The sequence below is a fragment of the Pedococcus sp. P1_H8 genome, assembly GCF_056405175.1.
Genome location: NZ_JBFUCP010000004.1, coordinates 549975 through 563002, shown reverse-complemented (window position 1 = coordinate 563002; position 13028 = coordinate 549975). Strand labels below are relative to the sequence as shown.

The 13028-nt window shown below is 71.2% G+C and carries 16 protein-coding genes; 9 read left to right on the top strand and 7 right to left on the bottom strand.

Annotated elements, in window-relative coordinates; translation table 11 throughout:
- The first annotated feature begins 9 nt into the window (after window positions 1-9).
- Complete coding sequence (locus AC1DYG_RS08120) at window positions 10-306, top strand: DUF4229 domain-containing protein (protein WP_477639345.1); 297 nt, start codon at window positions 10-12, stop codon at window positions 304-306.
- 9 nt (window positions 307-315) lie between these two features.
- Here AC1DYG_RS08120 and AC1DYG_RS08115 read toward each other — a convergent pair whose 3' ends face one another.
- The 3 genes from AC1DYG_RS08115 to menE all read right to left on the bottom strand — a co-directional run bounded on the left by AC1DYG_RS08115 (window position 316) and on the right by menE (window position 2779).
- Window positions 316-1191, bottom strand: a complete 876-nt coding sequence (locus AC1DYG_RS08115) for a 1,4-dihydroxy-2-naphthoate polyprenyltransferase (protein WP_477639344.1) — start codon at window positions 1189-1191, stop codon at window positions 316-318.
- Window positions 1192-1294: 103 nt separating this feature from the next.
- On the bottom strand, window positions 1295-1573 hold the full coding sequence (locus tag AC1DYG_RS08110; RefSeq protein ID WP_477639343.1) for a PLDc N-terminal domain-containing protein: 279 nt from the start codon (window positions 1571-1573) through the stop codon (window positions 1295-1297).
- 12 nt (window positions 1574-1585) lie between these two features.
- Window positions 1586-2779: an o-succinylbenzoate--CoA ligase gene (gene menE, locus AC1DYG_RS08105; protein ID WP_477639342.1), complete on the bottom strand. Its 1194-nt coding sequence runs from the start codon at window positions 2777-2779 to the stop codon at window positions 1586-1588.
- 67 nt (window positions 2780-2846) lie between these two features.
- Between menE and AC1DYG_RS08100 the strand changes: the two genes are divergently transcribed.
- Together AC1DYG_RS08100 and AC1DYG_RS08095 are read left to right on the top strand one after the other, a co-directional pair.
- Window positions 2847-3299: a hemerythrin domain-containing protein gene (locus tag AC1DYG_RS08100; RefSeq protein ID WP_477639341.1), complete on the top strand. Its 453-nt coding sequence runs from the start codon at window positions 2847-2849 to the stop codon at window positions 3297-3299.
- Window positions 3300-3515: 216 nt separating this feature from the next.
- Window positions 3516-4439: an aminoglycoside phosphotransferase family protein gene (locus AC1DYG_RS08095; RefSeq protein WP_477639340.1), complete on the top strand. Its 924-nt coding sequence runs from the start codon at window positions 3516-3518 to the stop codon at window positions 4437-4439.
- Window positions 4440-4553: 114 nt separating this feature from the next.
- Here AC1DYG_RS08095 and AC1DYG_RS08090 read toward each other — a convergent pair whose 3' ends face one another.
- From AC1DYG_RS08090 to AC1DYG_RS08080, 3 genes are all read right to left on the bottom strand, one after another.
- Entirely contained in the window at window positions 4554-5492 is a 939-nt protein-coding gene (locus AC1DYG_RS08090) for a 1,4-dihydroxy-2-naphthoyl-CoA synthase (RefSeq protein ID WP_477639339.1), read from the bottom strand.
- Between the two features lie 61 nt (window positions 5493-5553).
- On the bottom strand, window positions 5554-5994 hold the full coding sequence (locus tag AC1DYG_RS08085; protein ID WP_477639338.1) for a TA system VapC family ribonuclease toxin: 441 nt from the start codon (window positions 5992-5994) through the stop codon (window positions 5554-5556).
- Window positions 5991-6239 (bottom strand): CopG family ribbon-helix-helix protein, encoded by a 249-nt coding sequence (locus AC1DYG_RS08080; protein ID WP_477639337.1) that lies wholly within the window; start codon window positions 6237-6239, stop codon window positions 5991-5993. The genes AC1DYG_RS08085 and AC1DYG_RS08080 overlap by 4 nt, the downstream gene beginning before the upstream one ends.
- A gap of 270 nt (window positions 6240-6509) precedes the next feature.
- Between AC1DYG_RS08080 and AC1DYG_RS08075 the strand changes: the two genes are divergently transcribed.
- Window positions 6510-7313 carry a hypothetical protein gene (locus AC1DYG_RS08075; protein ID WP_477639336.1) on the top strand — a complete coding sequence of 268 codons (804 nt, stop codon included), beginning with the start codon at window positions 6510-6512 and terminating at the stop codon, window positions 7311-7313.
- Between the two features lie 45 nt (window positions 7314-7358).
- Here AC1DYG_RS08075 and AC1DYG_RS08070 read toward each other — a convergent pair whose 3' ends face one another.
- Window positions 7359-7841, bottom strand: coding sequence for a glutathione peroxidase (locus AC1DYG_RS08070; RefSeq protein ID WP_477639335.1), 483 nt, complete (start codon window positions 7839-7841; stop codon window positions 7359-7361).
- A 114-nt stretch (window positions 7842-7955) separates the two neighbouring features.
- Between AC1DYG_RS08070 and AC1DYG_RS08065 the strand changes: the two genes are divergently transcribed.
- The 5 genes from AC1DYG_RS08065 to AC1DYG_RS08045 all read left to right on the top strand — a co-directional run bounded on the left by AC1DYG_RS08065 (window position 7956) and on the right by AC1DYG_RS08045 (window position 13025).
- Complete coding sequence (locus AC1DYG_RS08065; protein WP_477639334.1) at window positions 7956-8513, top strand: CHRD domain-containing protein; 558 nt, start codon at window positions 7956-7958, stop codon at window positions 8511-8513.
- A 62-nt stretch (window positions 8514-8575) separates the two neighbouring features.
- On the top strand, window positions 8576-9613 hold the full coding sequence (locus AC1DYG_RS08060; protein WP_477639333.1) for an o-succinylbenzoate synthase: 1038 nt from the start codon (window positions 8576-8578) through the stop codon (window positions 9611-9613).
- A gap of 10 nt (window positions 9614-9623) precedes the next feature.
- Window positions 9624-10847 carry an ATP-grasp domain-containing protein gene (locus AC1DYG_RS08055; protein ID WP_477639332.1) on the top strand — a complete coding sequence of 408 codons (1224 nt, stop codon included), beginning with the start codon at window positions 9624-9626 and terminating at the stop codon, window positions 10845-10847.
- A gap of 16 nt (window positions 10848-10863) precedes the next feature.
- The gene (locus AC1DYG_RS08050) at window positions 10864-11880 is read left to right on the top strand and encodes a type 1 glutamine amidotransferase family protein (RefSeq protein ID WP_477639331.1); all 1017 of its coding nucleotides are present in this window, start codon (window positions 10864-10866) and stop codon (window positions 11878-11880) included.
- Window positions 11877-13025 (top strand): alpha/beta hydrolase-fold protein, encoded by a 1149-nt coding sequence (locus tag AC1DYG_RS08045; RefSeq protein ID WP_477639330.1) that lies wholly within the window; start codon window positions 11877-11879, stop codon window positions 13023-13025. Before AC1DYG_RS08050 ends, AC1DYG_RS08045 begins: the two co-directional genes overlap by 4 nt.
- Window positions 13026-13028 lie beyond the last annotated feature (3 nt).

Sequence of the window (13028 nt, the reverse complement as noted above, 5' to 3'; positions counted from 1 at the left end):
TCGTCACCCATGCTTCGCTACTCCGTCCTTCGCCTGCTCCTCTTCTTCGGGGTCCTGTCCCTGCTGTGGCTGCTCGGGCTGCGCGACCAGGACCAGCAGTGGATGCTGCTCGTCCTCAGCGCGCTGATCTCGATGGTGTTGTCGTTCTTCGTGCTCGCCCGGTTCCGCGAGGAGGGCACCACGGCGATCGCCGAACGCCTGCAGCGTCGCGTCGAGACCAAGCAGGCGGGCAAGCCTGCTGTGCACGGTGCCGACGAGGAGGCCGAGGACGCCGAGGACGAGCGCGGGCCGGCCGAGTACCGCTAGCCCGACTCGCTAGTGGCTGAGGGCGACCCCGACAGCCAGCAGCACGGCATACGCGATCTCGAAGAGGCCGGTGGCGGCGAGGACCGGCACCAGGTCGCGCCCGGTGGCGCCGGACAACAGGGACTTGAGCGGCTTGCCGACGATGCCGAACGCGAGGAGCGCCAAAAGGGCCCACGGGTAGTCGCGCCCGACGGCCAGCAGCGAGACCGCGGCGACCACCAGGAGCAGCACGTAGAAGGCGCGGGTGCCCCGGTCGCCCAGCCGGACGGCCAGGGTCAGCTTGCCGCTCTCGCGGTCCGTGGGGATGTCGCGCAGGTTGTTGGCGACCAGGATGGCCGTGGCGATCGCGCCCACCCCGACGGCGCACGCGAGGCCCGTCCAGGTGAGCCGGTGGGCCTGCGTGTAGAGCGTGCCGAGGGTGGCCATCAGGCCGAAGAAGAGGAAGACGTAGACCTCGCCGAGGCCGCGGTAGCCGTAGGGGTTGTCGCCGCCGGTGTACTTCCACGCGGCGACGACGGCCAGGGCGCCCAGCGGGATCATGATCCACGCCTCCGTGATGGCCACCAGCGCCAGCCCGACCAGGGCGGCGGCCCCGAAGAACGAGAACGCCATGAGCTTGACGTTGCTCGGGTCCGCGAGGTGCTGGCCGACCAGCCGGACCGGGCCGACCCGCTCGCCGTCGGTGCCGCGGATGCCGTCGGAGTAGTCGTTCGCGTAGTTGACCCCGACCTGCAGGCCGAGCGACACGAGGACGGCGAGCAGCGCCAGGCCGAGGTTCGCCTTCTCGAGCGGGATCGCCGCGGCAGTGCCGGCGACGACGGGGGCGATGGCAGCGGGGAGGGTACGCGGGCGGGCGCCGGCGATCCACTGGTTCAGGGTGGCCATTCGGGTGGTGTTCTCACTCGCGGTGGTGCGGGCAGGGGCGGTGGTGCCGGCAGGGGGCTGCTCGGCGGTGCCGGCAACGTCGGTGGTGCGGGCGGGGTGCTTTTCAGAGCCTACGGAGGAAGTCCGGGTCGTCGTCGGGGCCACGCGGGGGCGGCGGTCGGTGAGTTGGCCCACGCCCGCTCGGTCCACGGCCGGCTGTCCCTCGTTGCGGCCGTCCGGCGATGAACCAGGCGATCGCCCCGACGATCGGGAACAGCAGGATCAGCAGCAGCCACAGGAGCTTGGGCAGGCCCCTGACCTGCGCGTCGTCGGTCTGGACGCAGTCGACGACGGCGTAGACGGTCACCGCGATCGTCAGCAGCCAGGGCAGCAGCCGGATCATCTCCCCATGGTGTCACGCGTGGTCGGCGAAGCGTGCGGCGACCGCCGACCGGTCCGGCTTGCCCGGCCCGCGCAGGGGCAGAGCCGGCAGCACCAGGAGCCGCCGGGGCAGCGCTTGCGCAGGGAGTGTGCCGCGCAGCAGCTCGCGCAGCTCCTCCACCGTGGGTGCCGGGTCGGGGCTGGCCGACTCGGTGAGGACGACGGCGGCGCTGACGACCTGGCCCCAGTGGTCGTCCGGAGTCGCGACCACGACGGCCTCGGCAATGCCCGCCAGCGAGGTGAGGGCGTCCTCGACGAGGCGTGGCGCGACCTTGAGGCCGCCGGTGGTGATGACGTCGTCGAGGCGTCCGTCGACGTGCCAGCGCTCGTCCTCGAGGTGGCCGACGTCGTCGGTGCGGAACCACCGGCGCCCCTCGGAGTCGGTGCTGAAGGCCGCCGCGGTGAGGTCGGGGCGGCCGAGGTAGCCGGTGGCCAGGGTGGCGCCGCCGAGGTGGATCCGACCGTCGTTGCCGACACGGACCTCGCTGCAGGAGAGCGGGACTCCGTCGTAGACACAGCCGCCGGCGGTCTCGCTCATGCCGTAGGTCGGGACGACGGTTATCCCGGACTCACGGGCCCTGACCAGCAGAGCGGGAGGGCTGGCCGCCCCGCCGACGAGCACGGCGTCGAAGCCGGCGAGGGCGGCGGTGGCACGCTCGTCGTCGAGCAGACGGACCAGCTGGGTGGGCACCAGGGAGGTGTAGCGGCGCGCCCCGTCGAGGGCGGCCGACGCCTCGGTGAACGCGGCGGCGCTGAAGCCCCCCGACAGGTCCACGAAGCCCGGCTCGGTGCCTGCTGCCAGGCATCGCAGCAGCACCTGCACCCCGGCGATGTGGTGTGGGGGCATCGCCAGCAGCCACGCCCCGGGCCCGCCGAGTCGTTCGTGCGTGGCGGCGGCGCTCGCGGCGAGGGCGGTCGCCGGGAGCATCGCGAGCTTGGGGGCGCCGGTGGATCCCGACGTCCCCACGACGAGAGCGGTGCCTTCGTCGGGCTCGGGCCCGCCGGAGTCCCCGCCGACGGAGGCAGCGCTGTCCGGGACGGTCGGCGGGTGGCCGCCCGCGGCATACGGAAGGACGGCGAACTCGCAGTCGAGGGCCTGGCGCAGGGCCGGGAGTGCTGCCACAGCGGCCCGGCCGGCGGCGATGGCCAGCGGTCGCAGCGACGTCACCCGGTCAGGTTAGCCGCCGGGTGGACGCGCCCGACGCGCGGCGGGACGATGGACCCCGGGAGGTGCCATGGACGCCGACTTCGCGGCATACATCGAGCGGGTGCGGGCTCACCGGGGGGAGCTGCGCGACTCGGTCGCGGCCGTCGACGACGCCCTCGCCTCGCCCATCGCGCGCGGGGGAGCGTGGCGCGAGCGCGTCCGGGCGGCGCTGGCCGAGCTGTCCCACGACTTCCAGGACCACATCGACCTGACCGAACGGCCCGGCGGGATCTACGACGGGGTGCGACGCGGGGCTCCGAGGCTGATTGCGGCGGTCGACCGGCTGACCGGCGAGCACGCGAACCATGCGGAGGCGATCGCCGGTTACCTCGCGGTCCTCGAGCACGGTGGCACGATCGCCGACCTGCCGGCCTTCCGCGAAGAGGTCACCACGCTGATGGGGCAGCTGGTGCGGCATCGGCAGCGGGGGGCGGACCTCGTCTACGAAGCCTTCGAGGTCGACCTCGGCGGCTCCGGCTGACGGCCTCCGCCGCAGCGCGCTCCGACTTGTTGCTCGCTGCTGGTCACAGGAGGGCCTATTCGGGGTGCCGGTGACCACGAGGCGGCAACAAGTGCCCGGCCGCTGCGACTTGTTGCTCGCTGCTGGTCACAGGAGGGCCTATTCGGGGTGCCGGTGACCACGAGGCGGCAACAAGTCGGTGGATGGGCGGGCCGGGGTGGGGCAGCATGACCACCCATGACCTGGACCGTGCCTGCGCCGTTCGTCGCGAGCCGTCGCGCTGGGCAGCGGGAGTGGGCGCGATCCCTGGGGTCCGTGGCCGCAGGGATCGCGGAGGGCTGGTCGCTCGAACCTGCCGGCGACCCGATGTGGGGCTATGTCTCCGTGGTGTGGCCCGTGCGTGGCCCGGCCGGCGAGTCCTGGGTGCTCAAGCTCAGCGAGGACGATCCCCGCATGCGCGCCGAAGGACTCGCCCTGCGTGCCTGGCAGGGCCCGGGTGTCGTCGAGCTCGTGCGGCACGACCTCGAGACGGGAGCCCTCCTGCTCGAAGCGCTGGACGCCGGTCGCGACCTCGAGGGAGAGCCGGACATCGACTCAGCCACCGAGCTGATCGGTGGCTTGATCGCCGACTTCGCACAGGTGCCGGCCCTGGAAGGTGTGCCGAGTCTGGCCGACGAGCTGCGCCGAATCAGCGGCAACGTGCGGCCGCGACGCGACATCTCCGTGGACGGGCTCACCCGACGCGACTTCGACCTCGCCCTCGACACGCTGTCCTCCGTGGCCGATCAGATCGACGCGAACCGGCCGTGGCCTGCCGTCCACGGGGATCTGCACTACTGCAACGTGCTGCACACCAGGGCGGGTGCGGCCGATCCGGGCTGGCGGGTGATCGACCCGCTGCCATCGGCGGGGCCAGCCGAGCTCGACGTCATCGCGGCGATACGCAATCGGTGGGCGGACGCCCTCGCGACGGGCGACCCGGAGCGTGCCCTGCGTCGCCGCCTCGACCAGCTGGTCGACGTCGCCGGGCTCGACGTCCAGCTGGCCAAGGCGCTTTGCCAGGCCGTCGCCGTGGACAACGTGTCCTGGATCCTGCTGGAGAAGCCGATCAAGCAGGACCAGTTCCTCGCCCCCTACCGCGTCATGGCCGGCTGGCGCTGACGCGTCGCTCGCCGGGGTTGGGCGACTTGTTGCGCGCTCGTGGTCACGGACGGGCTTTCTGCGCTGCCGGTGACCACCGGACGGCAACAAGTGCCAGCCGGGATGGGGGTCGGCTCAGAAGTACCAGGGGAAGGGAGACCAGTCGGCGTCCCGCTTCTCGAGGAACTGGTCGCGGCCCTCGACGGCCTCGTCGGTCATGTACGCGAGCCGGGTCGCCTCCCCGGCGAAGACCTGCTGGCCCATCAGCCCGTCGTCGAGCAGGTTGAACGCGAACTTGAGCATCCGTTGCGCCTGGGGGCTCTTGCCCATGATCTCGCGCGCGACCTGCAGCGCATCGGACTCGAGCTCGGCGTGCGCGCTGACGAGGTTGACCGCGCCCATCCGGTGCATGTCGTCGGCGGTGTAGGTGCGACCGAGGAAGAAGATCTCGCGGGCGAACTTCTGACCGACCATCTTGGCGAGGTAGGCCGAGCCGTAGCCCCCGTCGAACGAGCCCACGTCGGCGTCGGTCTGCTTGAACCGGGCATGCTCGCGGCTGGCCATGGTCAGGTCGCAGACGACGTGCAGCGAGTGACCACCTCCGGCCGCCCAGCCGTTGACCACCGCGACGACGACCTTGGGCATGGTGCGGATCAGCCGCTGCACCTCGAGGATGTGCAGCCGTCCGCCCTCGGCCTGGACCCTGCGCTGGTCGACCGTCTCGGCCGTGTCCCCCTGTGCGTACTGGTAGCCCGACCGCCCCCGGATCCGCTGGTCGCCTCCCGAGCAGAATCCCCACTGCCCCTCGCTGCCGGTCCCCTGCGGCCCCGGGCCGTTGCCGGTGAGGAGGACGACGCCGACATCGGGTGTGCGGCGTGCGTGGTCGAGAGCCTGGTAGAGCTCGTCGACGGTGTGCGGCCGGAACGCGTTGAGCACCTCGGGTCGGTCGAACGCGATGCGCACGGCCCCCACCCCACGCGCCCGGTGGTAGGTGATGTCGGTGAACTCGAACCCGTCCACGGCATCCCACGCGTCCGGGTCGAAGGTCTGGCTCACCACAGGCTGCTCGCTCACCTGCGCGAGCCTAGCCGCGCCCACGGCGAGGTATGCCGCGTGGTCGCCCCCGCGGCATACCTCACCTTGGTAACCGCTCGCCGAGGACCGTGAGGTGCAGACCGGGGAATCGCTCAAAGCCCTGGTCGAAGGTGACGAAGTGCGCGTCGAGCTCGATCGCCTGGGCCGCCAGCCAGGCGTCAGGAACGTCGTTGCCGCTCAGCTCCAAGGCGGTGACCAGCCCGACGAAGCGTTGCCAGGCGGCTGCGCCCGACTCCACCCGCTCGGCCATGGGCGCGGCTCGGATGCGCTCGCAGAAGGCCAGTGCCTGCTCGGTCGACGCAGTCTGGGTCTTGATGCGCCGGTTGGTGCAGATGCGCACCGTCGCTGTCAGGGTGTCGTCGATCACGCCGACGGGCTCGGTGCCCGTCAGCGCTCGGACCAGGGCCTGGTTCGCCACCGGGTAGCTCGCGGCGTCGAGGTCCATGGCGGTCACGAAGACGTTGACGTCGAAGATGATCACAGTCGGTCGTTGTCGCCCAAGGCGTCGGCCAAGGCTTCCTTGTCGAGGATGTCGACGAGGAAGCCGCCGCCGTGATAGCTGGGCAGGGTGAAGTCCCGCCGGCGTCGCTCCTCCGACTCGGTCTGTCGCGCGAGCATCTGCCGGAGGGCCTCCTCGAGGACGCTGCTGACGGTGCGGTCGGTCTGGGCTGCCATGACCTTTGCCTCCCTCAACAGGTCTTCGTCGATCGTGATGGTGGTGCGCATGGCATCAGTGCATCACATTGTGCATCATGATGCAACGGCTTGAAGGCCTGCCTGGGCGACCCTGTGGACAAGTCGTCGGCAGTGTCACCAGGGGCTGTCAGGGTGTTCTCACAGAGGTGGCCCGGGGTGGGTCGCCCTGGTAAATGGGGGGACGAGATGAGCCATGTCAATGGCAGTGATCAGTTCAAGGGCACGGATCGGTGGGGGGACCAGGCCGCAGTGTTGCCGTTCAGCCGAGCAAGCAGGGACGAGCGCCGGTACGAGGACCTGATGGCTGATGACAGCTTCGACGACGACTACGACGACGGATTCGGTCGGGGACATGGGCGCGATCTCGGTCAGCTGACCATGGTCGTCCTGATGGATGACAAGGTCGTGGACACCATTCGCAGACCCGTCGAGGGAAGTGGCTACGAGTGCGCCGCCCTCGAGCTGGGGCGGGGTGAACCTCGACCGACGGCACCACCCACTGTGGTCCACGTGCCCATTCAGCCGCGGCACGAGCTGGCGAGGACGTGGCTACGTTCCCTGGTCGGCGGTGCGGAGGAGCTGGATGCGCTGACCAGGGAGCCTCTGCCCGACGAGCCGCTCGACCTGGGTCTGGTGCCGGCCGACCTCCGCGATCGAGTGGCCGCGATCGCGGCGCGCACTGACGCAGTGGCCCTGTCGCTGGCCGGCGTAGAAGGTCGCACCGCCTGTCGGCGTCTGCTCGTCCGTGCGGTGGCCGGCGAGCCAGCCTTGCTGCGTGGTCACGACCGTGACGACATCTCGGCAGGCGCCGTGATCCACGCGGTGGCCATGGCCAACGACCTGGTCGGGCCTGGCCGAGCCCTCACGTCGACCGCCCTGTGGACGCACATGGGGCTCAGGTCATCTCCCCACGACAGGGCACGCAGGTTCGCCCACGCGGTGGCAGGCCCGGACGGTGTGGACGTGTGGCTTGGCCACCCACACCGTGCGCCGGACGTGTGGAGGCTGGGGAGCGCCGACCTTCTGGTGGGTCGGTTCAGGAACTTCCTGATGATGCAACGAGCTTTGGCAGACCTCGAGGCAGCTCCCCCTCCGAAGACCTGAGCCGCGCGTGGGTGGGCGGCGCCCAAGGGACGTCGCCGTGGGGGCTCAGGCGGCGAGGGCGTCCTCGATGTCCTTGGCGATGGCTTCGGGCTTGGTGGTCGAGCCGTAGCGCTTGAGGACCCTGCCGTCGCGCCCCACGAGGAACTTGGTGAAGTTCCACTTGATCTTGGCGCCCATCAGGCCGCGCTTCTCCGACTTCAGCCAGTCGTAGAGCGGGTGGGCCTCGGCGCCGTTCACGTGCACCTTGGCGAACATCGGAAAGGTCACTCCGTAGTTGCGCTGGCAGAACTCGCCGATCTGGGCCTCGTGACCGGGCTCCTGGCCGCCGAACTGGTTGCACGGGAACCCGAGCACGACCAGGCCCTGGTCGGAGTACGACGCGTACAGCTCCTCGAGACCGGCGAACTGGGGCGTGTAGCCGCACTCGCTCGCCGTGTTGACGACCAAGGCCACCTGGCCGGCATAGGTCGAGAGCGGCTGGTCCTCGCCGGTCAGGGTGGTTGCGGAGAAATCGGACAGGTTCGGCACGGGTGGCCTCTCGTCGGACGGTTTCTGGGCACCGTCGATGAACGTTTGTCGACGGGGATTCGTAGCAGAAGGGCGGGCGGATTCCCGTCCCGCCCCCTTTTTCAGGAGGTCTGCATGAACACACTCAAGCAGTGGGGCGTCATCGCATCAGCCGTGGGGCTCGGTGCTGTCGGCATCCTCGCGGCGGGCACCGTAGCCACAGCCGACAATGGCAGCGACGGGAAGGCCTTCACGATCACCAAACGGCTGGGCGGGTACCGCGAGGTCCCGGCCATCTCCACCGCCGCGAGCGGCTCCGTCCGCCTGCGCGTCGACCCCGACGCTGGCACGATCGCGTACACCGTCCGCTACGCCAACCTCGAGGGCGCGGTCACCCAGTCCCACATCCACTTCGGCTCGCGCACCGACGCCGGGGGCATCAGCGCCTTCCTGTGCAGCAACCTCGGCAATGGGCCCGCCGGGACGCCGGCGTGTCCCCCGACCAACCCCGGCGAGGTGAGCGGAACCCTGACGGCGGCCAGCGTCGTCGGCCCCACCGGCCAGGGCATCGCGGCAGGAGAGTTCTCCGAGCTGATCGCGGCCATCCGGGCCGACCGGACCTACGCCAACGTCCACAGCACCAAGTTCCCCGCGGGTGAGGTCCGCGGGCAGCTCACTCCGCACGACCACTGACGGCAGGGGGTCGCGCCCGGGCCGCCACCAGCGGTCSGGGCGCGTCTGCTGCAATGGGGCGCATGACCACCCCGCCGCTGCCCGCGCTGCCCCCGATCGAGGAGCTGCTCGCGGGGCTCCGCGTGGTTTCGATCCCGCTGCGGGTCCGCTTCCGTGGCGTCACGGTGCGCGAGGCGGCGCTCGTGCGCGGTCCGGCAGGGTGGGGTGAGTTCTCGCCCTTTCTCGAGTACGCCGCGAATGAGTCCTCCCGATGGCTGTCCGCGGCGGTCGAGGCGGGCTGGGGCGAGTGGCCGGCAGCGAGGCGCGACAGCATCCCGGTCAACGCGACCGTGCCCGCCGTACCCGCGGATCAGGTCGCGGGCGTCCTGGCGCGCTTCGACGGCGCGACGACGGCAAAGGTCAAGGTCGCCGAGCAGGGCCAGAGCATCGAGGACGACGTATGCCGCGTGGCCGCGGTTCGCGACGCGATGGGACCGGCGGGGCGGATCCGGGTGGACGCGAACGGCGGGTGGTCCGTGGCCGAGGCGACGGACGCGCTGAGGCGGCTCGCGGCATACGGGCTGGAGTATGCGGAGCAGCCCTGCGCTGAGGTGAGCGAGCTGCGAGAGCTGCGCCTGGCGTTGGCCCGCAACGGGATCGACGTCCTGGTCGCCGCGGACGAGTCGATCCGCAAGGCAGAGGACCCGGTACGGGTGGCCCGTGAGGAAGCCGCCGACCTCGTGGTCGTCAAGGTGGCGCCGCTGGGGGGCGTCCAGCGCGCCCTGGAGGTGGTCGCGGACTGCGGGCTCCCCGCGGTGGTGTCCTCGGCGCTCGACACGTCGGTCGGGATGGCCGCGGGGGTGGCGCTGGCCGCGGCGCTACCGGACCTGCCGTTCGCCTGCGGGCTGGGCACGGTCGCCCTCCTCGAGGGGGACGTCTGTGCGGACCCGCTCGTGCCCCGCGCCGGAGCCCTGCTCCCGGGTCGGGTCGCGCCGGACGAGAGCCTGCTGACCCGCTGGGCCGCGACGCCCGAGCGGGAGCGCTGGTGGCGCGAGCGGGTCGGGGCCGCACACGCGCATCTCGCCGCACCGCGGCGCGCACTCCGGCCCGGGTCGGCATAGGGTCGGGTCCGTGAACATCGTCTTCGTCGAGCCGGGGTTCCCCGCCAACCAGCGCCGCTTCGCCCTCGCCCTGGCCTCCGTGGGGGCCAACGTCATCGGGATCGGGGAGTCCGACGAGTACACCCTCGACGACGAGCTCCGCAGCGCCATGAGCGGCTACTACAAGGTCGGATCGGTCACCGACCTGAGGGCGATGATCGAGGCGGTGCGGTTCATCCAGTCCAAGGTGTGGGTGGACGGGCTCGAGGCGACCGTCGAGGCCCACACCATGGTCGCCGCGCAGGTCCGCGAGGCCACCGGCGTCCCGGGCACGTCGGTGCGCACCACGTGGCTGTGCCGCGACAAGCCGTCGATGAAGCAGGCGCTGCGTGAGGCAGGCGTGCCGACGGCCGCGTCCGCCGCCGTCGACCACGCCCACGAGGCCTGGGCCTTCGCCGAAGCCGTCGGCTACCCCCTCATCCTCAAGCCCCGCGACGGCGCCGGGGCCAAGGACACGATGCGGGTCGACAACGACACCGAGCTGGCGCACGCCCTGACCGAGTTCGGGGCGCACGGCGCCGCGTCGATCGCGATCGAGGAGTTCGTCGAGGGCCACGAGGGGTTCTACGACACCATCGCCAAGGACGGCCGCGTCGTCCACGACTGGACCACGCACTACTACCCGAACGTCCTCGAGGCGATGCGCAGCCGCTGGATCTCGCCCCAGTTCGCCACCACCAACCGGATGGCCGACTCGCCCTTCTACACCGAGGTGGCCGCGATGGGCGCCCGCGTCATCGAGGCCCTCGGCATCGGGACGAGCGCCACCCACATGGAGTGGTTCCACGGACCGAAGGGGCTGAAGTTCTCCGAGATCGGGTGCCGGCCGCCAGGCGTCGGGTGCTGGGACCTCTACTCCGCGAGCAACGAGGTCGACGTCTACCGCGAGTGGGCCCACGTCATCACCCACGGCGTCCCCGAGCAGCAGATGCGACGCCCCTTCTCCGCCGGGATCATCGCGCTGCGTCCCGAGGCCGACGGCCACATCACGGGCTACACCGGCATCGACCAGATCCAGGGCCGCTACGGGCAGTGGATCATCGACGCCCACTTCCCGCCCGAGGGCCACCACACCCAGCCCGTCGAGGCCGGCTACATGGCCAACGCCTACGTGCGCATGCGTCACCCCGACTACGACACCCTCCGCAGCATGCTCGACGACGTGGGCCAGACCATCCACGTCCACGCGGGCTAGCCGTCGCCGCCCCTTGATGCGCACCGTCCTCCTCGGGCCGCAACGGTTCATGACCACGGCCGGCACCGCCCTGCGATCGCTCGGTGTCGACGGACCCGTGGCGACCATCAACGCGGGGTGGGAGGAGCGCGAGGACGTCGTCGACGAGCTCGACACCGTTCTCGGCGGGGACACCCGTCACCTGCGGCTCTACCACCGAAGCCTCGACGTCATCACCAAGGACTCCGAGTTCGCCTCTGCCGCCCTCGCGTTCAGGGACCGCCACGACGGCCTCCTGTCCATCTACCGCCTGCGCCTCCAGAACGCCATGGACGGGGTGTATGCCGTGCAGCGACGCACGCGCGAAGGCGAGGGTCGCGCGCGGGCTGAGCACCCGGCATACGCGGCGCTGGACGACGCGATCGAGGTGGTCCGTCACGTCGACAACTGGTATGCCGGGCAGCTCAAGGCGCTCTATGCGGACCTCGACGCGGCTTCCCCGATCAACGCCAGCGGCGTGATCGGCTGGCACCGCGGGGAGCTCGCCGACCTGCTCGGGCAGTCGGCCGCGGTGGTGCTCACCGGCGGGCACGTCGGCACCCTCCTGCGCACCCTGCGGCTCTTCGCGATCAGGATCCCCGACGAGGTGCCGGTGATCGCCTGGTCGGCCGGTGCGATGGCTCTGACCGAGCGCGTGGTGCTGTTCCACGACCACGGGCCGGAGGGAAACACCGAGGCCGAGGTGTTCGACCGTGGGCTGGGACGGGTGCGCGGCCTGGTGGCGCTGCCCCACGCGCGCCGCCGGCTCCGGCTCGAGGACCGCGACCGGTGCGCCGTGATGGCACGCCGTTTCACCGACCAGCACTGTGTCCTGCTCGACGACGGCACGGCCCTCGAGCTGACCGCCGACGGCGGGCTGCCCCTGGGCGCCCGGATCCTCGGGATCGACGGCGCCATCCACGAGATGGGCGTCGCGAACGGGTCGAAGACGGCGATCGAGTCGCGGGGCGCGCAGGCGCACCACGTCATCGACAGCAGGGGGGCGGGCTCGTGAGCGAGGGACGACTGGCCGTCAACCGGCTGCGCGAGCGCCTGCCTGTGGACGGCGCCGTGATCGACCGGTTCGTCGCGCGGCACGGGGCCCCGATCGTCGAGGGCGAGCGCGCGACTTTCCTGTTCCGCGGCGAGGCCGACGAGGTGCGGGTCCGGCACCGCGTGGTGGGGCTGCCCGACCCGCTGCCCATGAAGCGGCTGCCCGACACCGATCTCTGGGCGGCGACGACGGTGCTGCCCAACGGCTCGCGGGTCGAGTACCAGCTCGAGACCCGCAACGGCGAGCACTACGAGACGTTCAACGACCCGCTCAACCAGCGCGTGGCGCACTCCCCGATGGGGTCGAGCTCGGTCTGCGCCGCCACCGGCTACGAGGTGCCGGACTGGGTGCACCACGACCCCGAGGCCCGGCCGGGCGAGATCGTCGAGGACACGTTGCACTCCAAGGCGTTGCGCCGCGAGCAGCACGTCAAGCTCTACCTGCCGGCCCGCTACAACCCGGCGCTGCGCTATCCGTTGCTGGTGGTCCACGACGGCACGGACTACCTCGACTATGCCGCGATGAAGACCGTGCTGGACAACCTCATCCACCGGCTCGACGTCGCCCCGCTGATCGTCGCGTTCGTGCCCCCGCGGGACCGGCTGCGGGAGTACCCCAACCACGCGCCGCACGCCCGGTTCATCGCCCGCGAGCTGCTCCCGACGCTGGCCGAACGGCTCCCGCTCATCGACGACCCCCACGCACGAGCCCTGATGGGTTCGAGCTTCGGCGGCATCGCGTCGCTGTCGACGGCCGTGCGCTATCCGGGCGTGTTCGGGTCGCTGTTCCTGCAGTCTGCGTCGCTGGTCTTCACCGACATCGGCACCGACCACGGCGGCGGGCCGGCGTTCGACCCGGTCGTGAAGTTCGTCAACCGCTACCGGGCCAAGCCCACGGCGCCCGTGGAGCGGCTCTTCATGAGCTGCGGCATCTACGAGCCGCTCATCACGCCCAACCGGTCGATGGTGCCGGTCTTCCGCGGCGCGGGCATGACGGTCAAGTACGTCGAGGCGCGCGACGGCCACAACTGGGAGGACTGGCGGGACCGGCTCCGCGACGGGCTGTCCTGGCTGTTCCCCGGACCCCAGAAGTTCGTGTACGAGTAGATG

What these genes read in the sequence shown, in the direction of transcription:
- AC1DYG_RS08120 (WP_477639345.1), top strand. Translation starts at nt 10, where the DNA reads ATGCTTCGCTACTCCGTCCTTCGCCTGCTCCTCTTCTTCGGGGTCCTG.
- AC1DYG_RS08115 (WP_477639344.1), bottom strand. Translation starts at nt 1,191, where the DNA reads ATGGCCACCCTGAACCAGTGGATCGCCGGCGCCCGCCCGCGTACCCTC.
- AC1DYG_RS08110 (WP_477639343.1), bottom strand. Translation starts at nt 1,573, where the DNA reads ATGATCCGGCTGCTGCCCTGGCTGCTGACGATCGCGGTGACCGTCTAC.
- AC1DYG_RS08100 (WP_477639341.1), top strand. Translation starts at nt 2,847, where the DNA reads ATGGACGCCGACTTCGCGGCATACATCGAGCGGGTGCGGGCTCACCGG.
- AC1DYG_RS08095 (WP_477639340.1), top strand. Translation starts at nt 3,516, where the DNA reads ATGACCTGGACCGTGCCTGCGCCGTTCGTCGCGAGCCGTCGCGCTGGG.
- AC1DYG_RS08080 (WP_477639337.1), bottom strand. Translation starts at nt 6,239, where the DNA reads ATGCGCACCACCATCACGATCGACGAAGACCTGTTGAGGGAGGCAAAG.
- AC1DYG_RS08075 (WP_477639336.1), top strand. Translation starts at nt 6,510, where the DNA reads ATGGCTGATGACAGCTTCGACGACGACTACGACGACGGATTCGGTCGG.
- AC1DYG_RS08065 (WP_477639334.1), top strand. Translation starts at nt 7,956, where the DNA reads ATGAACACACTCAAGCAGTGGGGCGTCATCGCATCAGCCGTGGGGCTC.
- AC1DYG_RS08060 (WP_477639333.1), top strand. Translation starts at nt 8,576, where the DNA reads ATGACCACCCCGCCGCTGCCCGCGCTGCCCCCGATCGAGGAGCTGCTC.
- AC1DYG_RS08050 (WP_477639331.1), top strand. Translation starts at nt 10,864, where the DNA reads ATGCGCACCGTCCTCCTCGGGCCGCAACGGTTCATGACCACGGCCGGC.